Source organism: Streptococcus sp. ACS2 (genome assembly GCF_000525585.1).
GTDB lineage: Bacteria > Bacillota > Bacilli > Lactobacillales > Streptococcaceae > Streptococcus.
Genome location: NZ_JALT01000019.1, coordinates 104,674 through 129,376 on the forward strand (window position 1 = coordinate 104,674; position 24,703 = coordinate 129,376).

Consider the following 24,703-nt stretch of genomic DNA (forward strand, 5'->3'; position numbering starts at 1 on the left):
CAGCTCACATTAGAGCTGGCCTTTAGTTTATTCATTTTCAGACTTTGGTCTATAAATAATAATACCTACAACTACAAAAATAAGTAAGAAAATGAATAACATACGTACTTGATCTGAGATCTGTCCTGTCATTGAAATAGTTTGACGAAGACCTGATACCGAGTAGGACATTGGTAAGAATGGTTGGACGACCTTAAAGAACTTAGGACTAAGTTCAATTGGATAAGTTCCTGCACTAGAACCTAACTGCAAAAGGAGTATAATCATGGAAGCAAATGCACCATATCTATCATCCCAACCCACAAGGGCTGTAACCAGCGCCATTAAAGTACATGCTGCAAGGAGAATCATACCAAATGTAGCTAATGGATGATTTGGTTCAACTCCCACAAATCGAATGGCAATATAAAGCGCAATAGCAGCCATAGTTGTAATAATACCATTGATAAGTAACTTATTCTTAGCCCAATCAAAACGACCCGTAAATTTTCTTCCTGTCAAGCTCTTAGCAAAGATAACATTAGTTGAAAGAGCGACAACCATAAGAGAAACAGAAATCATATATGGAGCCATTCCCACACCATTAGTGTCAACCTTATCCTTATCAGTTTTCTTCTCTTTGAGCGGAGCACTCACCATTTTTGAATTGTCTGAGTTTACAGAAACAAGAGAGAGTTGCTGATTAGCTTTGTTTAATGAATCAGATAATGTAGAAAGGTTAGTTGACAGACTTGTCAAACCATTTGTTAAGGTGTTTCCTCCAGTTGCTAATTGTTGAGCACCTGCATTGAGAGCACTTGTACCACTTTGAAGAGTAGAAAAACCAGTCATTAAACTACTACTGTTAGCATCTAGAGTTTTAGCGCCACTAGCAATTGTTGACACAGCACCAGTATAAGTTGACAAACCAGTTGAAAGTGCGCTTGCACCTGTTGCTAGAGTACTTTGAGCGGTTGACACACCTGAAGCCACTTGAATTGCTCCTGGTGATAATTGATTGACAAGTACCGAATTGACATTAGCAATATTAGCTTGCATTGATGATACCGTTGATGAAGCTACAGGAAGAAGAGCATTCGCCGAACTTGCAATGCCTGAAATAGATGTTTGTAGAGAAGCTAAACTACTTGAATCTCCGCTACTAGTTGTTGTCGTACCTGTCAAGCTAGATAAGGCCGTTGACATACTTGACACTTCTGATGCAATAGTTGAAGCGTAACTACTAGCCGTAGATCCTGCGTTACTAATTGCCGATGTAATCTCTGCTTGTTGATCTGCCGTCAAGCTTTGATAAGCAGCTGTTCCTTGTACCGCAGCCAAATCGTTCGCTTTGTCAGTGGCACTAGCCGTAGCTATAGAACTAGCCGCAGAAGAAATATTTGAAAGATAAGTCGCTATTGAACTTGTATCTACTGATGTTGTTGATGTTCCACTAGGTAATGATGTGTTACTTACCGCTGTATTGAGATTTTGAATTGCTGTATTTAAATCGGTTAAATTAGTTGACAAGGTTGACAACTGTGCTTGCTGTTCTTCAGATAAACTTGTTGCCGTAGCCATTTGACTGAGTGCAGTTGACAAAGAATCTGCACCAGTAACTAAGGTACTCATAGCATCTGCTCCTGATACAAATTGACCTGCAGCAGAATTAACAGCCTCAGAGTTAGCATTTAACTGTGACAAAGCACCTGACAAAGTTGACACACCTGAAGTATAGGCAGATGCACCTGAACTCAAGGTATCAACACCTGTAGCCAATGTCTGTGTAGAACCAGCAAGAGTTCCTAAACCACTTGATAAGGTCTGACTCCCAGACTGAAGTGCGCCTGCACCTGCGTATAATTGACTAGCTCCATTCGCCGCAGTTCCCATACCACCCTGAAGTTGAGACATACTCCTAAAGACAGCTCCAACATAAGTTGATGTAATATTTTTAGAAACGGTATCCTTCAACTTAGACATGGCAGAATCGCTCATTTTTGAAGAAACGAAGCTATGCCCTGCTGTTGTCTGATAAGAAATTTCAAGTTTCTTAGGATCATTTGTCAAAAGACTTGCTGCATTACTTGAGAGGTTTTCTGGAAAAGTGATTACCATATAGTAATCACCATCATCAATTCCTTTTTGGGCTTCATTTTCAGTCACAAAATGATAGTCTAGATTTTTGTTTTTAGACATATTGTCTACCATATCATGACCAATATTTAGAGTCTTATTCTGGAAACTAGCACTCTTATCTTTGTTCACTACGGCTACTGGCAGATGCTTTACATTTCCATAAGGATCCCACATAGAAGATAAAAAGATTAGATTATATAAAGCGGGTATCAATGAGACACCAATAATAGTTATCCAGAGCTTTGGACTTTTAAGAAGCGCCTTTAATTCTGCTAACATATTTCTCCTTTTTAGACATTGTGTTTATTTTTATGATATAATCAATTATAAACTCATTTACATGAAAAGCAATGTTAAATAATTAGTTTTTGGACACATAGTCTAAAAGTGTATAAGAGGAGATTTGTATGTCAAAAGATCAAAGGCGAGCTCAAACTAAAAAAGCTCTTTTAGATGCTTTAGTAATATGCCTTAAAGATCAAGATTTCAATGATATTACTACCATTCGTCTGGTTCAAACAGCTGGGATTAGCCGTTCGAGTTTTTATACCCACTACAAAGATAAGTATGAAATGATTGATAGTTATCAGAAAGAGCTTTTCCATAAACTAGAGTATATCTTCGATAAATACGAAGGAAAGAAGGAGGGAGCCTTCCTCGAAATCTTTGAATTTCTTACTCGTGAAAAACTCCTATCAGCTCTTTTGTCTACCAATGGATCAAAAGAAATTCAAGATTTTCTGATACATAAACTTCAGCGTATGATAGCTGAGGACTTCATTGTCCCTACTGCTGAAGAAAGATCTCTAAAAGGATTTGAGAAAGACTATGCCAGTATTTATTTTGCGCACGCTATTTTTGGTGCTTGTCAAGCCTGGATAAATAAAGGAAAAAAAGAATCCCCCCGAGAAATGACAGATTTTCTTCTACGATTTATTCCACAATAAAACAACTTCAAAAGCATAAAAAGCTGCAAACCATTTCAACAGTTAAAGCAGCTTTTTCTTTTACAATAAAAACCTTAAAATAAGGAAATGATAAGTGAAAGTAAGGTCAAGATTGCGGGTCCACCTTGAGTTAAAATAATTTTCTTATTTGCAGTCATAGCACCATAAATAGCAGCAAAGAAAACATTGAGTACAAAAACAGTTACAAGTAGCTGACTACTTGTGAAAATCCCATACAAGAGGAATACAGCAATCAAACCATTGTAGATCCCTTGATTTTTAAATAAGTTTGTAACAGAATCACGTTGAAGTTCTTCTTTACTCATATTGAAAACACGACTAGTCATGTCTGAATGTGTCGCAAAAGTTTCCAAATACATGATATAGAGATGCTCCAAAGCAACAATCCCAGCTAAGATTAGTGTAATAATAGACATCGTAGCCTCCTTCTTAAATAACTTTGACAGTATATCAAAAGTAAACTTTTAAAACAACATGTATGCTTCATACAATTTGAAATATGGTAAAATAAAGAATGAAAGAGAGGTTCTTATGACAAAGACAGAAGTAATCCAACGTCTCCAAAAAGATTTGGGAATTCCTAGATTTCAGGCTTATATAGAGGATAAAGATTACTCCGAAGAGGAGTACGACCAACTAAAAAAAGATTTTGAAAGCTACTTCACCAACTACGTTTCAAACGTTTCAGCAGATTTTGAAGGCGGATTGGATAATAAATAATTTATACCTCAAAATCATCTATCATCATGTTACGAATCCCTTAGTCACTTGTATCAGACTAGGGGTCTTTTTAATATTCGAAAACAAAAAGCAGTCTCATTCTATGAAATGGCTTTAGGAAACTTGTAACTGAACAAACCTAGAAATCAATGATTTAAGACAAACAAAAAAGCCCATAACAACGGGCTTTTCGATACAATAATCTTAAAATTAAAGCATTTTGTTGTAGAATTCAACGACAAGTGCTTCGTTGATTTCTGGGTTGATTTCATCACGTTCTGGAAGACGTGTCAATGAACCTTCAAGTTTTTCAGCATCGAATGATACAAATGCTGGACGTCCGATAGTAGCTTCTACTGCTTCAAGGATAGCAGGAACTTTAGCTGATTTTTCACGAACTGAGATTACTTGACCAACTTCAACGCGGTATGAAGGGATATCAACACGTTTACCATCAACAAGGATGTGACCGTGGTTTACGAATTGGCGTGCTTGACGACGAGTAGTTGCAAGACCAAGACGGTAAACAACGTTGTCAAGACGACGTTCCAAAAGAACCATAAAGTTGAAACCAAGTGTTCCACCTTTAACTTTAGTAGCTTGTACGAACAAGTTACGGAATTGTTTTTCACCCAAACCGTATGAGAAACGAAGTTTTTGTTTCTCAGCCAATTGCAAACCGTATTCTGAAAGTTTTGAACGGTTGTTTGGACCGTGTTGACCTGGTACGTAGTTACGACGTGCCAATTCTTTACCTGTGCCTGTAAGTGAGAAACCAAGGCGACGTGATTGTTTCCATGATGGACCTGTATAACGTGACATTAATAATGTCCTCCTATAAAAAATATTTTTAGGAAATAACGTTTTAGATAAACCTGATTCGTTCAGAAAGACTTCGCCCAAACAGCAAAGGTTACTTTTCTAGCCGACTTCCTGTTGACGAGCTTCATTTTATCCTGCTATTATTTCACATACTTAAATATTTTACCACGAAAAAAAGCCCAAGTAAAGGCTTTTTCTTATTTATTTTCGATTTCAGCTTGTTCCTCAGGACTCAAATAACGAATGAGAGTCTTCTCAGTCAAAATATCTGAATAAGTGTAAGATTCAACATAACTATTATTAATAGCTCCTGCTTGGGAACTGAAGTCTTGATATTCAACAATAAACAATGACGGATAAACTTCTGTCAATCGACCAATTTTATTCTTTTCACGTTTACGCCCATTCTCTAGGGTCAATTCTACTAGCTGACCTTCATGTGACTTAATAGCTTCCTTGATGTTTTTCATCTTAGCAACATCTGCAAATGCATCACTCATATATATATCTCCTTAAATCTGAAAATTATGATTCCTCAAACTGAGCAATCGATGAAAATTTATTGTATTCTTTTTGGAATAGTAACTTGACTGTTCCACGCGCACCAGCACGGTTTTTTTCTAGGATAACTTCGATGGTATTATCTTCAATCGCATTTTCTGGTTCTTCACCCTCTTTTCGGTAGTAATCATCACGATACAAGAAGGCGACAATATCGGCATCCTGCTCGATAGATCCTGACTCACGGATATCAGATAATACTGGACGTTTGTCCTGACGTTGTTCAACCCCACGAGATAACTGACTCAAGGCAATTACAGGAACTTTGAGCTCCTTGGCCAGGATTTTTAACTGTCTTGAAATATCTGAAACCTCTTGTTGGCGATTTTCTGGTCGCGTACCTGTAATCAACTGCAAGTAGTCAATCACAATGAGACCAAGACCACCCTCTACTTCTTGTGACAATTTACGGGACCGTGCACGAATCTCAGTAATCTTTATACCAGGGGTATCATCTATGTAAATAGGTGCCTCAGCCAGTGCTCCTTGAGCAATCATAACATTATTCCAATCTTGCTCTGTCAATTGACCTGTACGTAAAGCATGAGAATCAATCATCCCTTCAGCTGCCAACATACGATCAACTAAGCTTTCTGCACCCATCTCTAATGAAAAGACTGCAACAGCTTTATTTTGCTTGGTGCCAACATTCTGAGCAATGTTCAACACAAAGGCTGTTTTACCAACTGCGGGGCGAGCTGCTAAAATAATTAATTGATCAGGGTGTAAACCTGTTGTAATCTTGTCAAGGTCACGGAAACCTGTTGGTAATCCAGTAACATCTGATGTTTGCTGGGAACGCATCTCCAAGGTATTAAAATTAACGTCAAGAACTTCAGATATTTTGCGGAAACCACTACGATTACTATGCTCTGAAACATCAACCAAGGCTTTCTCAGCATTCGCAATAATTTCATCAGATTCCGTTGCGCCCTCATATGCTTGGTTGACAGTCTCTGTCAGCCTATTTATAATACGTCGAAGCATGGCTTTCTCAGCCACAATCTTAGCATAGTACTCAGCATTTGCCGATGTTGGGACACTATTGACCAAATCTACAAGATAAGAAATACCCCCTATATTTTGGAGGTCATCTTGGTCATCTAAAATGGTACGTACTGTCGTGGCATCAATGGCATCATTTCGATCCGACAGCGTTACCATTGCTTTAAAAATGACACGATGGGAATACTTGTAAAAGTCGTCTGCTTCGATAAATTCTCGAACTATAATCAACTTTTCCGGGTTAATGAGAATAGCCCCTAGAACAGACTGTTCCGCTACTAAATCATGAGGTTGTACTCGTAATTCTTGAGCCTCTGCCACAATTATTCCCTCCTTTACAAGATTTACTTATAGTGTCAACGAATTACTCAGCACTATTTTTGATGTTAAGTTTAATTTGTGCGCTCACTTCTTTATGAAGCTTTACAGGAACCTCAATCAGACCAATCGCACGAATAGGATGTTCAAGTTCAATATGACGTTTATCAACTTTTATACCAAATTGTTTTTGAAGTCCTTCTGCAATCTTTTTGGCTGTAATTGAACCAAAAGTACGTCCGTCTGGTCCGACCTTCTCAGTAAATTGAAGACGATTTTCTTCTTTTTCAAGTTGCTCTTTAACTTGCTTCGCTTCAGCCAACAACTCTGCTGCATGTTTTTCTTCAGATTTTTGCTTGCCTTTCAACTCACCGATAGCTTGGTTTGTCGCTTCCTTAGCAAGATTCTTTTTAATCAAAAAGTTTTGAGCATAACCTGATGGTACTTCTTTAATTTCGCCTTTTTTACCTTTACCTTTAACGTCTTGTAAGAAAATAACTTTCATTTTAGTCCTCCTTGGGAGCCAACTCTCCCATAATAGTTTCAATCAATTTATTTTTTGCTTGAGCAACACTACAGTCTCGCAATTGGCAGGCAGCTAAGTTGAAATGGCCACCACCACCCATTTTCTCCATAATACGTTGTACATTAATCGTTTTATGGCTTCGAGCAGATATATTCACCGTAGAATCGCTTGTTCTAGCGACAACAAAAGTTGCTTCGATACCTGCCATGGCAAGCATCGTATCTGCTGCCTTAGAAATCACAACATTATTATAACATTTAGGATTATCACCTGAGGCAACAATGATATCATCTATAATACGTTCACCTGCTAGAATTAACTCATTGATTCGTCGATATTCTTCAAAATCAGTAGCAGAGATTGTTTGGATTTCTCCACTATCACTTCCTAAACTACGTAGATAAGAGGCGACATCAAAGGTTCTACTAGTCACACGAGTTGAGAAATTTTTAGTATCCAGCATGATACCTGCCATAAGGATAGAGGCTTGGATTTTACTCAAACGTTCTGGGGCACCTTGGAATTGCAACAACTCCGTAACCAATTCACAGGCTGAGCTTGCCCCACTTTCAATAAAGGTCAAAACAGCATTTTCAGGAAAATCGTCATCTCGACGGTGATGATCTACCACAATAACTTCATTAAATCGATCATAAAAATCCTTAGACAAAGTTAAATTGATTTTAGAATGGTCAACCATAATTAGTAATGACTGTTGGTTGACTAACTCTTCAGCCTCTGAAAGTGTAATAAGAGGTGATTGACCATCTTCTTTTAAGCGTTCGACCGCACGCTCAATATCTGCATTCATAGCCGTATCATCGTAAACAGCATAGCTTTTTCGAACAATTTGACTAGCAAAATGAGCCATACCGACAGTGGCCCCTAGAGCATCCATATCGAGATTCTTATGTCCGACAACAAACACTTTTTCGACTGTTTTCAACTTATCTGAGATTGCAGTCATCATAGCCCTTGTTCTTGTACGAGAACGTTTTACTGTTGAGACAGAACCTCCTCCAAAATAAAGAAGTTCCTTGTGATCATCGTTTTCCTTGACAACAGCTTGATCTCCACCGCGAACTAGTGCGATGTTCAGATTCTGCAAGGCAACCTGACCGATTTGATCATGCTTAAGCGTACCGAACGAAATTCCCATGCTCAAAGTCAGTGGTAAACCACGCTCTTGAGCCTGCTGACGAAAGTCATCCAAGACAGAAAACTTTTGATCCATGAATTCTGTCAAGACACTGTAATTGGTGAAGAAGTAAAAACGATCGCCTTCAATACGTCGATAATGAATATGCTTAGCCTTAGCAAACTCAGAAATAAACCCTGCCACGAATGTGTTAATTTTTGAAACATCGGCATCGGGTAAACTTCCTGTCACATCGTCGTAGTTATCAACTGAAATAATACCGATAACAGGACGAGTCATATTTGGATCAGCATTTTCATCTTGATCATAAACATTGTCAATAAAATATGTCAACTTATTGTCAAAATCCACAAAAGCGGCATATTTATTGTCACCAACGGTTATCACATTCGAAGGCGAACCTTTTCGTTTCTGGGAAATAAAATCCGCAATCAACTGTTTATTGAAATTTCCATTTTCATCCGAAAGTACTAGCTTCGCATAGGGGTTGAACCATTCAATATGATCGTTCTCATCAAAAGTAATAACCCCAACAGGCATCTTTCCGAGAAGGGTCTTCAAAGAATCTTCAACATCCTGATTCAGTTCATCTAATTGCTCTATTTCTAAGGACTCATATGTTGTCTTTTGGTAATGCAATAAGGCAACAACTACTACCATAATAATAAAAAGCGCAAAAATGAGGGCAGACTCCGATTTTAGTACGCGAACAAAAATAGTAGCAATTCCAAAAAGAATTAACCCAATCATTATAAGATGAATCGTTGCAAAGTGAAATCTTTTCATATAAAACCTCTTAATCCAACAATTATAACATAAAAAAGCCTTAATTAAAAGGCTTTTAAACGTGTTACCACCGTTAATCTACTTTTCTGCGGGCCTTATTATTGCCTTCAAGATAAACCATCAGAATTGAGATATCTGCTGGATTGACCCCTGAAATACGACTCGCTTGACCAATGGTCTCAGGATTGATTTTCTTAAATTTTTGACGAGCTTCAGTAGCAATAGAATCAATAGCATCCCAATCAATATTTTTAGGAATTCTCTTTTCTTCCATACGCTTCATCTTAGCTACTTGATCCAAAGCTTTATTGATATAACCTTCGTACTTGATTTCAGTCTCAAGCAACTCTATAATCTTAGCGTCCAAATTTTCTGCAGCTGGACCCACAAACTGAGTAGCTGTGGCGTAATCAATCTCTGGTCTACGCATAAACTCTTTAGCTGTCATGGCATCTGTCAATGGCTTAAAGCCTAGAGCTTGAATTTTCTCATTCGTTTCTTTAATTGGTTTTAATTTTTCTTTTGACAAACGTGTCAACTCGCTGTCAAACTGATTTTTCTTAATTTCAAAGATATTCCAACGTTCATCGTCAACCAAACCAACTTCTCGACCAATAGGTGTCAAGCGCATGTCAGCATTATCATGACGTAATATGAGACGATACTCTGCGCGTGATGTCAATAAACGATATGGCTCCAAGGTTCCTTTCGTGACAAGATCGTCAATCATTACACCAATATAGGCATCACTACGTTTGAGAATAAGCTCAGGTTTACCTTGGACTTTCAGAGCTGCATTGATACCAGCAACTAGACCTTGACCTGCTGCTTCCTCGTATCCAGAAGTTCCGTTGGTCTGTCCTGCTGTAAAGAGACCTGAAATTAACTTCGTTTCAAGTGTTGCACGTAATTGATGAGGGAGCACGATATCATATTCAATCGCATAACCAGTTCGCATCATCTCTGCCTTCTCGAGACCTTTAATTGAGTGAATCAACTCTTTTTGAACATCTTCTGGCAGACTAGTTGACAGGCCTTGCACATAGACTTCTTCAGTCTCTCTTCCTTCAGGTTCAAGGAAAAGTTGATGGCGATTCTTATCGGCAAATCGGACAATTTTATCTTCGATTGATGGACAATAACGAGGTCCTACACCCTTGACAATACCTGAAAACATTGGTGCACGGTGTAAATTATTATTGATAATATCGTGGCTCTCTTGATTCGTATAAGTTAGCCAACAAGGTATTTGATCCTGAAGATAATCTTCATCTTTCGACAAGAATGAAAAATGATTTGGCTTTTCATCACCTGGTTGAATTTCAGTTTCTTCGTAATTAATTGATGATGCCTTAACACGAGGAGGGGTACCCGTTTTAAATCTTCCTATTTCAAGGCCAAGATCCCTCAGGTTATCTGCCAATGTAACAGATGCAAGGCTATTATTAGGACCTGAAGAATATTTGAGCTCACCTAGGATAATTTCACCACGCAAAGCCGTTCCTGTTGTTACAATAACCGCTTTTGCTCCGTATTTTTGATTTGTGGCTGTTCTGACACCAACTACCTTACCATCTTCAACAAGAATTTCATCAACCATTGACTGACGGAGAGTTAAGTTTTCCTGACGCTCAACTGTATGCTTCATCGTCATAGCATACAAGGCTTTATCTGCTTGTGCACGTGAAGCTCTGACAGCAGGTCCCTTACCAGTATTCAACATTTTCATTTGAATATAAGTTTTATCAATATTTTTACCCATCTCTCCGCCGAGGGCATCAATCTCACGGACAACAATACCCTTGGCCGATCCTCCAATAGAAGGATTACATGGCATAAATGCTAGCATCTCTAGGTTAATAGTCGCTAATAAAACCTTACATCCCATGCGGGCTGCAGCTAGGGAGGCTTCTACACCAGCGTGACCAGCACCAACAACAAGTACATCAAAATTTTCATCAAACTCGTAAGACATTTTTTAGATTTATGCAGTGATTTACAATCAACTGCCCCATCCTTTCTTTATTTTTTTCCTACAAAAATAGCCAAAACTCCAGAAAACTGTACGCAAAAACGTACAATTCTCATGAGCTTTGACCATCATGACTATTGTTAAAGTTATTTTATCAAATCAAATCATTTTGTCAATGCAAATCACTATTTAATCAAGGTCTGCACACTGACGATAATCATCTGTATTCCTATCGAGAATAGTAAAAGTCCCATCATTTTCGTTATAATTTTCATCAAATTTTTTCCCAAGAAGCCTGCAATTTGTTTTGCACTTCTTAGTAGGAGATAAGTGATTACACATAGTATAGCAAAAGCAACTACGGTTATTAGTTGATTCCGCAAACCTCCATTAGCCAAGCTTAAGGCAGTTGTAATTGTTCCTGGTCCTGCAAAAAGCGGCATTGCAAGAGGAGAAATAGCAATAGACATTGGATCTGAATTTACTGCTTGCTGCTCCATTCCTTTATAGCTAGGTGAATGATTACCATTAATCATATGATAACCGATAACGGCCACTAATATTCCACCAGCAATTCTGAAAGAAACAATTGTAATTCCAAATACTTTAAAAATGAAATCTCCTGAAAAGATAAAAACAGTTACAATAACAAAGGCAATCAAAAGACTCCTAAAAGCAATTTTTCGTGAAATTTTTTGGCTATCATCTGCTACTAAAGCCATGTAAGCAGGAAGATTTGAAATTGGATTCATTATAGCGAAAAATGCCATAAATGCAAAAAACAATTGTGAACTCATCGTTATTACTTAACTCCAGTTAGATATACTGACAAACTTTTCCGTCTTTATACGCTTGGTCAATAATACCGCCGCCCAAACATTCCTGACCATCATAGAAAACAACAGCTTGACCAGGTGTAATAGCACGCTGAGGTTCAGCAAAAATAACCTCTGCTTTATCACCCTTAACCTTTACAGTAACTTTACTATCAGGTTGACGATAACGGAATTTTGCTGTGCATTCTATTTCAAATTCTTCTGGCATATCTCGAGTAAAGTGAATCATTGAAGCATCAAGTGAAGTTGACATCAACGACTCATGGTGGAAACCTTGACCCACGTAAAGAATATTTTTAGAAAGATCTTTCCCTACTACAAACCAAGGAGCATTATCTCCACCTTTTTGACCACCAATACCCATACCACCACGTTGACCAATGGTGTAATACATGAGTCCGTTATGTTCCCCCATATCACGACCATCGACAGTCATCATACGACCTTTTTGAGCTGGCAAGTACTGACTAAGAAACTCTTTAAAGTTCTTTTCACCAACAAAACAGATTCCTGTCGAATCTTTTTTCTTGGCTGTTGCAAGACCTGCACGTTCAGCAATCTCACGAACTTCTGGCTTTTGTAGATGTCCTAAGGGAAACATCGTTTTCTGCAACTGCTCTTGCGAAAGTTGACTAAGGAAGTAGGTTTGATCTTTATTATTATCTGCACCACGCAACATATGGACAATGCCGTCTTCATCGCGAACAACTTGAGCGTAATGTCCTGTAGCCACATAATCTGCTCCCAATGTCATCGCATAATCTAAGAATGCCTTAAACTTGATTTCCTTATTACACATAACGTCTGGATTAGGGGTACGGCCTGCACGGTACTCTGCTAAGAAATACTCAAATACACGATCCCAGTACTCTTTTTCAAAGTTGACAGAGTAATAGGGGATACCAATCTGATCAGCTACTGCTGCTACATCTTTATAATCTTCGGTTGCTGTACACACACCAAACTCATCTGTGTCATCCCAGTTTTTCATGAAAACACCGATTACATCATAACCTTGCTCTTTTAAAAGTAAGGCTGTCACTGATGAATCAACGCCACCACTCATACCGACAACAACACGTGTTTTTGAATTATCAGTCATAGATAACTCCTCCCATCAAATAAAAATTAACATAGACTTGAAGGGTCTAGTTATTCAAATATCGATTTGAAGGTCGATTTTGAAGCGTAAAAGCACGCAAGCTTAATTATATCATGATTAAGGAATAATGCAAAAAGGTTACCACTAGGCAACCTTTTTTATACTTATTTTTGTGTAAAGCCACTGTAAACCTATTACTCCCAGAACTATTATTGGAATCACTAACGCTACAAATAGCCATCCTGGCTCCTGATAACTTAACACAAGTTTATTCTGTCCTTTTTGTGATGAAACGGTCGGTGTACCAATCGTTGACAAACTATAGTCATCCTTGTCTAGTTCTTTACCATTTAGCGTCAAGATGGAATCTTTATAAACAACTATCGGTAGATTCAGTTCCTCCCCTTCAGCAGCTGGCCAAGTTAATACAAGATAACCATCTTCTACTAGCTTTTCTGCCTTCTGATTCGTAACGATATTTTTATAATAAAGATCGTAAGTATTCTGCTCACCTATTTTCCCATAAATCGGTACGTAATCTGGTGTGGGTTTGACAACTAAATTTAAAAACTGTGACAATTCACTGTCATTCATGGTAAGACTTATCGTCTGGTAATCTCCTTCAACGTAAGTATGTTTAACAATGGAAATAAGTTCACCATCTTGTGCCGCCGTTTTTACACGATCGGTAGTATCCATCATATTCTGAATAAGACCAACGCCCGCAAAGGCAAAGAGTAAAACAGCAATACTTTTTCGCCAGTTTACAAATCGCGTGACCGTTAACCCTGTAATTGCTAAAAGTAAAATAGTCGCAGGAACAAAAAATCTAAATGGAAATTGAATCAATTCAGCAAATGTATTTCCATTTTCTACTAGATACTGCCATGGAAAAAGACCTGTCGATAAGAAGAAAAAGATAAAATAAATAAAATGCAGTATTTTTTTCCATTTAGCAAATTTCTTCCAATTCAAAACAGCGTAAATAAACTGTAAAATGAGTAACACCATTAAGGAAATTGGGGTATATAGCCAGTATCTTGCCGTTCCATCTATCCCATTCTTACCTATTTCTCTATTTATAAATGGATCTAAAAGGTGATTAGTCCCTCTCAAATATAGGAGTACTAACCAGACATTGACAGTCAGTAAGAGGAACAGAATGACTGCTATAACGACTTGCACGAAGGTTTCCTTTTTCTTTGCGATAGGAGACTTTACAAAAGTGTAAAGATAAAAAGGAAGATACATCATCACTAGCATCAAAGCACTAAGTACGTGAACCTGAAAAATCAATGCCATAGATAAGGCAAGTCTAATTGGTTCTACTTTTTGATAAAAGACATAGTGAATTGCTGGAATAAAACAAAAAGGTAGTAAAGCTGCTCCCCAACTAGAGAACCCCTGACGCATCGTCCAGTATTGAATAGAGAATGTTGTCGCATAGAGTAAACCTAGTGACAAGGCAATTGTTGTCTTAACTTTACACTGCTTGAGCAAAGCATACATTGAGGACTCAGACAGTATATGTAGTAATACCCTTGACACAATCTGATAACGAAACCAAGTGCCACTTATTAAAACAAGCCCTCCTTGTAAATAGGCAAAAAAAGGACCGTAAAGAGCATTGACAATGCGGCCTGACTGTTGGAATCCATATAAAGATAAAAAGTAAGAAAGGTTACCATTTTTTAGTTGCATAGCAGCTTCATAGAATCTGTTATAGTGAAAGATGGAATCTGAACCTAAAATGACTTTTCTTGTAAATAGTTGTGGTGTAACCAATAACACAGCAAAAGCTATAATAATAAGAGAAACCCACAACTTTTCTCTTGATTTAAAAATTTGTTTCATTGCTATACCTTTCATTCCTATTATAACAAAAAGCTCTATAAAACATATTACCCACATCCAAATTAAAAAGCTGAGAGTATGCTCCCAACTTCTATTAATATTAGTAATTCCAAGCTGACAAACCTTGTGCGTTATAGGCATTCAAGGCTGATTGAATTTGATCCTCAACCGTTGCAGTAGAGCCCCATCCAGGCATTGTCTGAAAAAGACCTGATGCACCTGAACCATTTGCTGCAGTATGGTCACCATTTGACTCACGCGCAATAATTGACTCCCAAGTTGACTGAGGAACACCAGTAGCAGCTGCCATCTGTGCCGCTGCATAAGAACCAACTTCTCCTGCAGTGTTACCATTTGAGAGAACAACTGACCCACTACCACTTGCAGCAACCGAAGGAGCTGTCCCAGTATTTTGAGTCGACGTAGTATCAGTACTCGTTGTAGCAGTGCTTGTAGTAGCAGTATCTGACTGAGACTTTTCAGCTGCTTCTACCGCTTCTCCTGTTGTTTCTGACTGAGGCTTACTTTCTTCAACCTTTTCTTTATTAGCCTTATTATCTTTACTTGAGCTAATTTCTGTTGATTTTACTAAATCTGCTGTCGATTCTGACGTTGTTGATGCTGTTGAAGGCGCTGGAGTAACAGAATCTGAAAATGCATTAACCAACCCTTTATTAATTAGTGTAGACAGTGATACTGCCAAAATGACAATAAAACTTGTTACAATTGCTACTGGTACCGCCAATGATTTCTTCGCTGCAAATTTGATACGGCGTCCCTTATAACTTTTTTTAAACATAAATCCCTCCTAGTTAATTCTAGTTACATTCATCATAACCTAGTAATATTACTGCCGATTATTTGTATTATGTCTAATGTTACAATGATTTATCAATTTAATAAAAAAATGCCAAAAATCTGGCATTTTTTCCTTATTTGTATGAGGTTTTACTAGTTTTCCTCATAAGTCAGTAATAATGATTTAGTACCAACCATTAGCATTCCAGAAAGCAAGAGCTGCAGTCCATGAACCATAACGGCTTGCTACATAATTATCTGCTACTTTCTCTTGATTTTCAGGAGACAAGTCTCCATTCAAATATGATGATGCTAATTGGTAACGTCCATAATATTGCCCATTTTGAGCTGTATAGCTACCGCTTGACTCACGTTGTGCAATTTCTTCTTTGGCAGCTGCCTCTGAAGAAGAAAGATTTGTATTGGTTGCTTGAGTATCTTCACTTTGTGTAGACTCTGTTGATTGTGTTGATTCAGCAGTTGCTTCTGTTGTAACTGAAGGTTCTGTAGTTTCTTCAGTAGTTTCATTAATTGTTAAGTTTTGACCAATAGAAATCTTATTGGCATCTTGAATACCGTTTTTTGAAACGATTTCATCTACAGTCGTACCATTCTTCTTAGCAATAGCTGAAAGGGTATCGCCTTTTTGAACTGTGTAAGTTTCTGCATTAGCTAAGGCTGTTGCTCCAAGTGTTGCTACTGTAACAAGTCCAAAAAGACCTAATTTTTTAGTGTTAGATGTATTCTTTTTTTGCACGATGATGCTCCTTTATCTATTTATAGTCCAATTCATATTAGTCAAAGATATTAAGTTATTTTTTTGTTTATGACTAATAGGTAAATCAACGGGCTTATTCTATATAGGGATTTTTCAATCCAGATTAAGCTGAAGAACTATAACCATGTATCTATGATACCTTGGAAATATAACATCCCCTTGTTAGGGATATTAAAAATATTACAAGTAGGTTGGGATTAGACGAAAAAAGAACGCCTACGTGGGCGTCCATCTAAAGTTTCTAGGTCTTAAGACCTAGTTTTTATTTATCTCAACGAATTAACTCTTAAGATAAAAAAGCATTAATCCTAAAGCTAAAATAGCAATAATTGATAAGGTATCTCGACTATTCCATGAAAGTCGACGATATTTTGTACGTCCTTCACCACCTTGATAGCCTCGTGCTTCCATAGCAATCGCCAGAGCATCTGCTCGTTTAAAGCTTGATGCAAACAAAGGTATTAAAATAGGTATTATTGAGCGTACCTTTTGAATAATATTTCCTTCACCAAAGTCAACACCACGCGCCTTTTGAGCATTCATAATACGAGTTGTATCATCCATCAAAGTTGGTACAAAACGTAGACTCAAAGATAGCATTAAACCAATTTCATGTGCTGGCACTTTGAAAACAGTAAGAGGTTTCAAAAGTGATTCAACTGCATCAGATAAACTTAAAGGTGTTGTCGTTAGAGTAAGTAGGGTGGAAAAACTAATAATGAGGATAAATCTAAGGAATATCATCCAACCTTGATTTAAACCTACTTCTGTAATCTTTAAAAAGCCGATAGACCAAAGTACACTCCCTTTTGTATTGAAGAAAACTTGAAATAAGGTAGAAAATAAAATAATCCAAATCATCGGTTTAATTCCACCTAAAAAGAAACCAAGTTTTATTTTAGACAAGAAAACCAAGAAAAGTGTAAATAAAGTTATTACAGCATAAGTTAAAGGATTATTAGCCCAAAAGATAATAACAATATAAATCAACATGGCTAATAATTTACTTCTAGGATCTAATCGGTGTATAAAAGAGTCCCCAACAATATAACGTCCAATAATTAACTTATCCATGCGACACCACCTCTACGAATTCCTCGATTGTAATAGGGAGAGTTTCAAATCGATAACCTTTTTCTTGTAGCTGTAGTGCAAACTCTGTAATTTTAGGAACACCTAATTGCTTTTCTTTAAGAAAAGTAACCTTTTGAAAAACATCTTTAGGAGCTCCCGAAAATACCAGTTGCCCTTTTTCCATAACATTCACAGCTGTCGCATAATCGGCAACATCATCCATCAAGTGAGTGACTAAAACAATCGTCATTCCAGAAAGATGTAACTCCTTAAAGAGAGACATCAATTCCTTCCGTCCCTGTGGGTCTAGACCGGCAGTCGGTTCATCCAGCACTAGAATATCTGGTTGCATAGCTAGAATCCCTGCAATGGCAACACGTCGCATTTGCCCTCCTGATAAATCAAAAGGATTCTGTCCATGAAATTCTTCCGGGAGTCCAACTAATTTTAGACTTTCAATAGCACGTTGTTCTGCTTCTTCCTTAGAAACTCCGAAATTTTGAGGTCCAAAGGCAACATCTTCTAAAACAGTCTCTGCAAATAACTGACTTTCTGGAAATTGAAAAACTAAACCTACTTTCTTACGAATTGGTTTTATGTCCTTGTTCTTTGATTGACTGGTTATGATAGTATCATCAACTTGAACCTGACCACTAGTTGGTATATAGAGGCCATTCAAGAGCTGCATAATAGTAGATTTACCACTTCCTGTATGTCCAATAAAGGCTGTATATGAACCATCTTTTATCGTCGTTGTCAATTCAAAAAGGGCACGCCCCTCAAAAGGAGTACCCTCTTGATAGATATAACTTACATTTTCGAGAGAGATTCCCATAATTGTTCTACCAATTCCTTTTCTGTCAGATAGTCTTCACACTCTATCAGACCTTTATTTCTTAGCTTTTGAGTTAATAATGCACTAAAAGGGATATCCAAACCTAAGTCAACCAACTCTGTGCCTCTACTAAATAGTTCACGAGGACTTGAAACAGACTCCACTTTACCTTTTTTCAAAACCAAAACACGGTCACTCAAAGCGACCTCATCGAGATCATGAGTAATTGATAAAACAGTCATTCCGTATTCTTTACGAATAGCTTTAATAGATTGAATCAATTCCTGGCGACCTTCTGGGTCCAGCATGCTAGTTGCCTCATCCAAAATCAAAATTGATGGTCTCATAGCTACAATACCTGCGATAGCCACACGTTGTTTTTGACCTCCAGATAATCTAGCTGGCTCTCTATCCTTAAATTCTGACATTCCTACAAATTCCAGAGCCTCTTGAACCCTTGAAGCCATTTCTTCATAGGGAACGCCTTTATTTTCAAGACCAAAAGCAACATCGTCTTCAACAGTTGCCCCAACAAATTGATTATCTGGATTTTGAAAGACCATGCCAATCTTATCACGAATATCCCAGACATTCTCTTCTGTTAATTCTTGACCATCAACGATAATCTGCCCAGACTCTGCCACTAATAGTCCATCAATAAGACGTGCTGTCGTGGATTTTCCAGAACCATTATGCCCTACAATGGATAGCCACTCCCCACGTTTCACGTGAAACGATACATCATCAAGAATATAGGATGGTTGATCTTGATGATATTTAAACTTTAAATTTTTTATTTCAATCATTTGTTTATCGTACTACTTGAAAGTATCCTTAAATAAGAAACCTGCACCTTTGAAATAATCATAGCCTGAGTAAATTGTAAAGAACAAAGCGATATAAAGCATAATTGTTCCAATAAAATGCAAATGACACAATAATAGAATGATAGATAACATCTGAGTCACTGTCTTAATCTTACCAGGCATAGCTGCAGCGAGAACTGTACCACCGTTTTCCACTAATAAAAGACGAAGACCTGTGACTGCAAGCTCACGACAGATAATAACTGAAACCACCCAGGCTGGCGCTTGATCAATACCGACTAACATAATAAATGCTGACATCACTAGCATCTTATCTGCCAATGGATCTGCAAATTTCCCGAAATTAGTAACAACATGCCATTTTCGTGCCAAATAGCCATCTAAATAATCTGTAATACTGGCAATAGCAAAGACAACCGCCGCAGCAATATGCATAACATTACTTGACGCAAGTGATGTCATCAGTAAAAAGATAGGAATCAAAACAATTCTAGCAAGTGTCAATAAATTAGGTAAATTTTCTTTTTTAAACATTTCTTCTCGATTCTATTGGATTCTTAATGTGAGGTAGCTAGGTGTATTTTTATCTAATTGAGATAAATCAAGTGACTCCCCATTTACCTTTAGAGTTACTTTTGAAGATTGAGCAATAATAATTTGAGTTGGTTTCGTTTTATCAGAAAAATCTAAAGAGTATTTTGAATTTTTCGTTTTTGAAAGGAGGTAACTCTCTGAAGTATCTGAGTTATCTACTGAAAACCATGTGTCATCACTATTTTTTGATAACTCCACATCTAAAACTACTGAAGAATTTACATTGGAGAAATCAACCATTAGTTGATTTCCTTGAGTTGTCGTTGTTACATTTGCCCCTGAAACGGTAACCTCAGAAATGCTTCGTGACGATTTAGCCTTACTAGCCGTTGATAGATGATTAACTGTAGAGATAGTATTCGGTTTTATCACCTGAGGTTGATTAGAAAGATGTCTAATAATAATATAACCTACTGAACAAATGATAAGTAACGAAACCGCACTAAGAATTAGTAAAGGTAGATAGTTAGACTTTCTTTTTTCTTCACGTTTATGCTTTAAAAAGCGTGACATAGGAGCTTTGGTAGCTAAGCTTTCTTCCTTACGTTCAACTGTTTTCTTTTCTTTTTTTAGTTTTTGCTCGTTCTGTCTCTGCTCCTCAAACAGACGCTTTCCATCTAAACCAACCGAAGTGGCATACTTTTCAAGCGCTTCTTGCTGAATGTCCTCTGGCAAAGCTTTAAGTTGATCCATTTCCATAGCCAGAAGAAACTGAGCTTCTACTCCAGAAATTTTTTCTACATCATATAAACTTAATTCTTTCTTTATACGTGCTGCACGTAATTGCTCACCTAGAGAGTGTAACTTCATTTTTCCCCTTTCTAATATTCTTCTTTGTTTTCGTGTCTCTATTATAGCAAATAATCACTTATTTAGGGAAGACAACAAAATCGGTAATCTCTATATTTGAGAGATAATGATTCAAAAAATCCTTCAAATCCTTGGAAGTAATGCTCATCAGTTCCTGACCAAAATCAAAGTATGTTTTATCATTCTCAAAATAAGCTAAATACTGACTTCCTAAATTCTGGATATTGTCTAGACTACGTAAAAATTCACCATACAAAGCTTTCTTTTGCAAATCCAATGCCTCATCCGTCAACAGTCTTTTTTTATCTGCCGACGTCATCACTTGACGAATTAAGCTTGACATACGGATAGGTTCTGCAGTGTCCATAGTCATAATGACAAATGAATATCGATTAGATACCTCGTATTCAATTGACACAGACTCATCTATTTTTCCTTCAGCATACCAATTTTGATAATAAGGAGACGTCCAGCCAAACAGTAAATTAAACAATAACTGTACCAGTATGTTTTCTCTCATACGATTATCAGTAAAAGGAACACTCTTAAAACCAATGGCTAGCTTTGAGATGAAAATCTCCATTTGAAGACTATCTAATTTTTGGATATCTGACTCAATGGGGTTCTTTTCTTTTTCAACTATTCTCTCAGGTAGTGTAAACTCGCTTTGTTTTTCATTGACAAAAGTGTAAATATCTTCAACATCAAAATCACCTACCAAAACGAGATGACAGTTTGCTGGTTTGTAAAAGCAGTCAAAATTATCTTTCAAATCCTTTACAGTAATTTTTTCAATGCTATCAACACTTCCAGCAATGTCTTGCCCTAATATAGTATTGGGATACAAACTTTGTAAACAACCCAGATATACTCTATAATCAGGATCATCCTGATACATATTTATTTCTTGTTCAATAATTCTTTTTTCATGATTGACAGCATCTTCAGAACTTGTAAACTTTGATGTAAACCTTAATAAAAGTTCTAAAGACTCCTCAAAGTGGTCAAGGGTAGAGAAATAATATGTTGTCTTATCCAAGGTTGTAAAAGCATTGACATCAGCTCCAAGCTTGACAAAATCCAATGTCACATCCCTTCCCTGCTCATCCTCAAATAGCTTGTGTTCCAGAAAATGAGCAATACCTGCAGGATAAGATTGTAACTCACCATCAATATAAAAGTGATTATCTAGCGCCCCAAAATTCGTTGACAGAAAGGCGGCTTTTTCTAAAAATCCTTTTTTCTTAATAATTGATAAAGACATACCATTATCTAAAATTGCTGAATAAACTTCTTCATCAATTTTTTGATAATAACGTTTCTTCAAAGCAGCCATTCTAAGACACTCCTTCTAAAAAGAACAAACTCTGTAGCTTAACTTGACGCGCTACACGGCAAACATCTTTTTTAGTAACCTTCTCAATCTCATCTAACCAATTCTCTAATGAAAGACTTTTATCGCCAAAAATCACCTTATTAAAACGTTGTTCCACCAATGTTAAGGCATGATCTTCAGAGAGTAGGCCATTCATTCGTATGATTTTTTTGGTTTGATTCAGGAGAGAACTTGAAAAACGTCCTAATTTAATGTAATTCAATTCTCTACTAATTCCTCGCATAGCCTGATTTCTATTAGATTTTTCAATTCCAGCGTAAACTTCTAGTAAACCTGTAAAGACATCAAATTGACTACTAATTGAATAAGCCAATCCTTCCTTTTCTCGAAGCGTTGTAAATAAAGCAGAGTGGGCAAATTCACCAAACATGGCATTGAATACAATTAAAGCAAAGTAATCTTTATCTCCATATTGACATGAAAATTGGTACCCTAATTGTAAAATAGATTGACTACTCTGTCTAGGTTCTATCTTTTCTTTCACCACATTGACATAAGGTTGACTATAGCTAAACTGTAAATCAACTTGACGTCCCTCCAAAGGAAAACGATGTAAACCTTGGAGTACTTGATAATCATCAAATTCTCCAACCATAAAGATATCAATACGATCTCTTGTCAACATACTTTGAAATTCTTGATAAGCTGTAAACGAAGTCTCGGCTTCAACAAGTTCTGCTTGACCATATTTGGGAACTTTCAAGCCCTCATTTACAAAATAAAGCTCTCTTCCTTTAACTTCACTGTAATAGTAATTATTCTCTGTGTCAACATCAAGGTAGGTCTTTAAATTTTGTTTCTCTATATCAAATACTCTATTTTGGTATTGAGCTACTCTTGATAGTGGCTTGTAAAGACACTCTTTCAAAAATCCTAGAACTTCCCAAAATAATCCATTATTCGTAGGGATAAAGGCATCCTTCAGGTATGTCAACTCTATGTCAACACTATGTGTCAACCCTTTAGTTAACACTCTAGTTGACAACTGTGTTCCATAAAGAGAAGCTAATCTCTCTTTAAAAGACTGTACTGTTGGATACGTCTGATTGGCTGTAGCCAACATTTGTGAAACCAGAGCTCGTTTAGCAATTGTTTGTTTATTCAAAGAACCTGTCATTCGAAAAACAATACGATTAGTTTTATATTTTTGTGTTGGAATGAAGTGTACATAGACACCATCAGCAATTTTCATTGATAACCTCTAAAAAGTTTATGCTTCCAATTATACCATTTTTATGCTATCTTATCTCAAGAGAAAGTTGAGGTACTATGGAATATAAATTATTTGATGAATACATCACACTGCAGGCACTTTTAAAAGAATTAAGTATCATTCATAGTGGCGGAGCTATTAAAGGTTTTTTAGCTAACAATACCGTTTTATTCAATGGTGAAGATGAAAAACGTCGTGGAAAAAAACTTCGTTATGGAGATGTTATTACCATTCCGTCTGAGAAACTTGAAATAACGATTGTAGCTCCTACAACAAATGAAATTGAAGAGCATCAAAAAGAAGTCGCTGAAAAAGCACGTGTTGCTGCCATTGTAAAAAAAATGAATCAGGATAATAAAAAGAAACAAAAGGCACATCCGTCAAAAGAAGGCAATAAAACTAAACGAAAACCCGTTCGTTTCCCAGGAACCTAACTATGTGGCTCGAAAATATTGATATTCAACACTTTAGAAATTATACTGAAGCCTCTGTGAGCTTCTCACCTCATCTCAATATTTTTCTTGGTCGCAATGCTCAAGGAAAAACAAATATTCTTGAGGCCATCTATTTTCTAGCATTGACACGTAGTCATCGGACCCGTTCAGATAAGGAACTGATTCAATTTCAGCAAAATACTCTCAAACTGAACGGCATCGTGCATCGTCATAGTGGAAAGCTACCTCTGGAAATCAGTTTATCTAATAAAGGCCGCATAACAAAGGTCAACCACCTCAAACAAGCTAAATTATCCGATTATATCGGTCACATGACAGTGGTACTCTTTGCTCCTGAGGATTTACAACTTGTAAAGGGATCTCCAAGCCTAAGACGTAAATTTATAGATATTGATTTAGGACAGATTAAGCCTGTTTACCTTTCAGACCTATCAAGTTATAATCATGTACTCAAGCAACGTAATGCCTATCTCAAATCTACTGACAATGTAGACATTAATTTTCTCTCCGTGTTAGATGAACAGCTTTCCGATTTTGGAGCACGCGTTATCGAACATAGACTAGAATTTATCAAGCAATTAGAGGAAGAGGCAGATAGACATCATAGTAATCTCTCAAATCAGATAGAACGCCTTAAAATCTCCTACGAATCTAATATCCCATTCGGGAATAACAAAGTTATTCGTGAATCATTTTTAACCACGTTAAAGCAAAATCGCAAAAGGGATATCTTCAAAAAGAACACTGGTGTTGGTCCACATAGGGATGATTTAACATTTTACATTAATGACATGAACGCATCTTTCGGCAGTCAGGGGCAACAACGTAGTCTCATTCTTTCTTTAAAAATGGCTGAGATTGCTCTGATAAAAAAAGTAACAGGTGAATTTCCAATTCTTCTCCTCGATGATGTCATGAGTGAGCTTGACAATCACCGTCAACTCAAACTGTTAGAAAGTATTGACGAAGAGGTTCAAACCTTCATGACGACAACTTCACTTGATCATCTGAGTAACCTACCACCCGATTTAAAGACCTTCTTAGTCAAGAATGGTATTATTTGTGAAAAACAAGTCGATTAAGCGACTTGTTTTTCTGTTTTCTGTGCTTTACATATATGACAAGTGATGTTAAAAAAGTGTAAACAAAAACTCACCCAAACCCTTTATTGACAAT

24 protein-coding genes are annotated in these 24,703 nt (G+C 37.0%); 4 read left to right on the forward strand and 20 right to left on the reverse strand.

Going from position 1 to position 24,703, the window contains the following annotated elements; translation table 11 throughout:
* Window positions 1–27: 27 nt before the first annotated feature.
* Window positions 28–2,397: a YhgE/Pip domain-containing protein gene (locus tag HMPREF1517_RS03555; RefSeq protein WP_037599353.1), complete on the reverse strand. Its 2,370-nt coding sequence runs from the start codon at window positions 2,395–2,397 to the stop codon at window positions 28–30.
* 128 nt (window positions 2,398–2,525) lie between these two features.
* Between HMPREF1517_RS03555 and HMPREF1517_RS03560 the strand changes: the two genes are divergently transcribed.
* Window positions 2,526–3,065: a TetR/AcrR family transcriptional regulator gene (locus tag HMPREF1517_RS03560; RefSeq protein ID WP_037599355.1), complete on the forward strand. Its 540-nt coding sequence runs from the start codon at window positions 2,526–2,528 to the stop codon at window positions 3,063–3,065.
* 74 nt (window positions 3,066–3,139) lie between these two features.
* Here HMPREF1517_RS03560 and HMPREF1517_RS03565 read toward each other — a convergent pair whose 3' ends face one another.
* Window positions 3,140–3,502, reverse strand: coding sequence for a DUF1304 domain-containing protein (locus HMPREF1517_RS03565; RefSeq protein WP_037599356.1), 363 nt, complete (start codon window positions 3,500–3,502; stop codon window positions 3,140–3,142).
* Window positions 3,503–3,617: 115 nt separating this feature from the next.
* Here HMPREF1517_RS03565 and HMPREF1517_RS03570 point away from each other — a divergent pair, with 115 nt between their 5' ends.
* Window positions 3,618–3,806 carry a hypothetical protein gene (locus tag HMPREF1517_RS03570; RefSeq protein WP_003095232.1) on the forward strand — a complete coding sequence of 63 codons (189 nt, stop codon included), beginning with the start codon at window positions 3,618–3,620 and terminating at the stop codon, window positions 3,804–3,806.
* A gap of 210 nt (window positions 3,807–4,016) precedes the next feature.
* Here the strand turns inward: HMPREF1517_RS03570 and rpsD are convergent, their stop codons facing one another.
* The 18 genes from rpsD to yfmF form a co-directional block, all read right to left on the reverse strand.
* Window positions 4,017–4,628, reverse strand: coding sequence for a 30S ribosomal protein S4 (rpsD, locus tag HMPREF1517_RS03575; RefSeq protein WP_002885833.1), 612 nt, complete (start codon window positions 4,626–4,628; stop codon window positions 4,017–4,019).
* 197 nt (window positions 4,629–4,825) lie between these two features.
* Complete coding sequence (locus HMPREF1517_RS03580) at window positions 4,826–5,128, reverse strand: Veg family protein (protein WP_002885699.1); 303 nt, start codon at window positions 5,126–5,128, stop codon at window positions 4,826–4,828.
* Window positions 5,129–5,153: 25 nt separating this feature from the next.
* Window positions 5,154–6,515, reverse strand: coding sequence for a replicative DNA helicase (gene dnaB, locus HMPREF1517_RS03585; protein WP_037599358.1), 1,362 nt, complete (start codon window positions 6,513–6,515; stop codon window positions 5,154–5,156).
* A 43-nt stretch (window positions 6,516–6,558) separates the two neighbouring features.
* Complete coding sequence (gene rplI, locus HMPREF1517_RS03590) at window positions 6,559–7,017, reverse strand: 50S ribosomal protein L9 (protein WP_002885729.1); 459 nt, start codon at window positions 7,015–7,017, stop codon at window positions 6,559–6,561.
* Window position 7,018: 1 nt separating this feature from the next.
* On the reverse strand, window positions 7,019–8,983 hold the full coding sequence (locus HMPREF1517_RS03595; RefSeq protein WP_037599360.1) for a DHH family phosphoesterase: 1,965 nt from the start codon (window positions 8,981–8,983) through the stop codon (window positions 7,019–7,021).
* A 73-nt stretch (window positions 8,984–9,056) separates the two neighbouring features.
* Window positions 9,057–10,958, reverse strand: coding sequence for a tRNA uridine-5-carboxymethylaminomethyl(34) synthesis enzyme MnmG (gene mnmG / locus HMPREF1517_RS03600; protein WP_037599361.1), 1,902 nt, complete (start codon window positions 10,956–10,958; stop codon window positions 9,057–9,059).
* Between the two features lie 182 nt (window positions 10,959–11,140).
* On the reverse strand, window positions 11,141–11,752 hold the full coding sequence (locus HMPREF1517_RS03605; protein ID WP_037599362.1) for a MarC family protein: 612 nt from the start codon (window positions 11,750–11,752) through the stop codon (window positions 11,141–11,143).
* 19 nt (window positions 11,753–11,771) lie between these two features.
* A complete protein-coding gene (mnmA, locus tag HMPREF1517_RS03610) occupies window positions 11,772–12,893 on the reverse strand; it encodes a tRNA 2-thiouridine(34) synthase MnmA (RefSeq protein ID WP_037599363.1) in 1,122 nt (373 codons plus the stop codon).
* Between the two features lie 144 nt (window positions 12,894–13,037).
* Complete coding sequence (locus HMPREF1517_RS03615; RefSeq protein ID WP_037599397.1) at window positions 13,038–14,747, reverse strand: membrane protein; 1,710 nt, start codon at window positions 14,745–14,747, stop codon at window positions 13,038–13,040.
* A 100-nt stretch (window positions 14,748–14,847) separates the two neighbouring features.
* Window positions 14,848–15,546, reverse strand: coding sequence for a transglycosylase SLT domain-containing protein (locus tag HMPREF1517_RS03620; RefSeq protein WP_037599364.1), 699 nt, complete (start codon window positions 15,544–15,546; stop codon window positions 14,848–14,850).
* Window positions 15,547–15,729: 183 nt separating this feature from the next.
* Window positions 15,730–16,302, reverse strand: a complete 573-nt coding sequence (locus HMPREF1517_RS03625; RefSeq protein WP_037599365.1) for a M23 family metallopeptidase — start codon at window positions 16,300–16,302, stop codon at window positions 15,730–15,732.
* Window positions 16,303–16,602: 300 nt separating this feature from the next.
* Window positions 16,603–17,397 (reverse strand): energy-coupling factor transporter transmembrane component T family protein, encoded by a 795-nt coding sequence (locus HMPREF1517_RS03630; protein WP_002892171.1) that lies wholly within the window; start codon window positions 17,395–17,397, stop codon window positions 16,603–16,605.
* A complete protein-coding gene (locus HMPREF1517_RS03635) occupies window positions 17,390–18,232 on the reverse strand; it encodes an energy-coupling factor transporter ATPase (RefSeq protein ID WP_037599366.1) in 843 nt (280 codons plus the stop codon). The genes HMPREF1517_RS03630 and HMPREF1517_RS03635 overlap by 8 nt, the downstream gene beginning before the upstream one ends.
* Complete coding sequence (locus HMPREF1517_RS03640; RefSeq protein ID WP_002892176.1) at window positions 18,208–19,038, reverse strand: energy-coupling factor ABC transporter ATP-binding protein; 831 nt, start codon at window positions 19,036–19,038, stop codon at window positions 18,208–18,210. Before HMPREF1517_RS03640 ends, HMPREF1517_RS03635 begins: the two co-directional genes overlap by 25 nt.
* Before the next feature lie 12 nt (window positions 19,039–19,050).
* Window positions 19,051–19,593, reverse strand: coding sequence for a CDP-diacylglycerol--glycerol-3-phosphate 3-phosphatidyltransferase (pgsA, locus tag HMPREF1517_RS03645; RefSeq protein WP_002892178.1), 543 nt, complete (start codon window positions 19,591–19,593; stop codon window positions 19,051–19,053).
* A gap of 12 nt (window positions 19,594–19,605) precedes the next feature.
* Window positions 19,606–20,463 (reverse strand): helix-turn-helix domain-containing protein, encoded by an 858-nt coding sequence (locus HMPREF1517_RS03650; RefSeq protein WP_037599368.1) that lies wholly within the window; start codon window positions 20,461–20,463, stop codon window positions 19,606–19,608.
* 58 nt (window positions 20,464–20,521) lie between these two features.
* Window positions 20,522–21,799: an EF-P 5-aminopentanol modification-associated protein YfmH gene (gene yfmH, locus HMPREF1517_RS03655; RefSeq protein ID WP_037599369.1), complete on the reverse strand. Its 1,278-nt coding sequence runs from the start codon at window positions 21,797–21,799 to the stop codon at window positions 20,522–20,524.
* Between the two features lies 1 nt (window position 21,800).
* Window positions 21,801–23,051, reverse strand: a complete 1,251-nt coding sequence (gene yfmF / locus HMPREF1517_RS03660; protein WP_037599371.1) for an EF-P 5-aminopentanol modification-associated protein YfmF — start codon at window positions 23,049–23,051, stop codon at window positions 21,801–21,803.
* Between the two features lie 77 nt (window positions 23,052–23,128).
* Between yfmF and yaaA the strand changes: the two genes are divergently transcribed.
* Together yaaA and recF are read left to right on the forward strand one after the other, a co-directional pair.
* Complete coding sequence (gene yaaA / locus HMPREF1517_RS03665) at window positions 23,129–23,506, forward strand: S4 domain-containing protein YaaA (RefSeq protein ID WP_037599372.1); 378 nt, start codon at window positions 23,129–23,131, stop codon at window positions 23,504–23,506.
* Window positions 23,507–23,508: 2 nt separating this feature from the next.
* Window positions 23,509–24,609, forward strand: a complete 1,101-nt coding sequence (gene recF / locus HMPREF1517_RS03670; RefSeq protein ID WP_037599373.1) for a DNA replication/repair protein RecF — start codon at window positions 23,509–23,511, stop codon at window positions 24,607–24,609.
* Window positions 24,610–24,703: the final 94 nt, after the last annotated feature.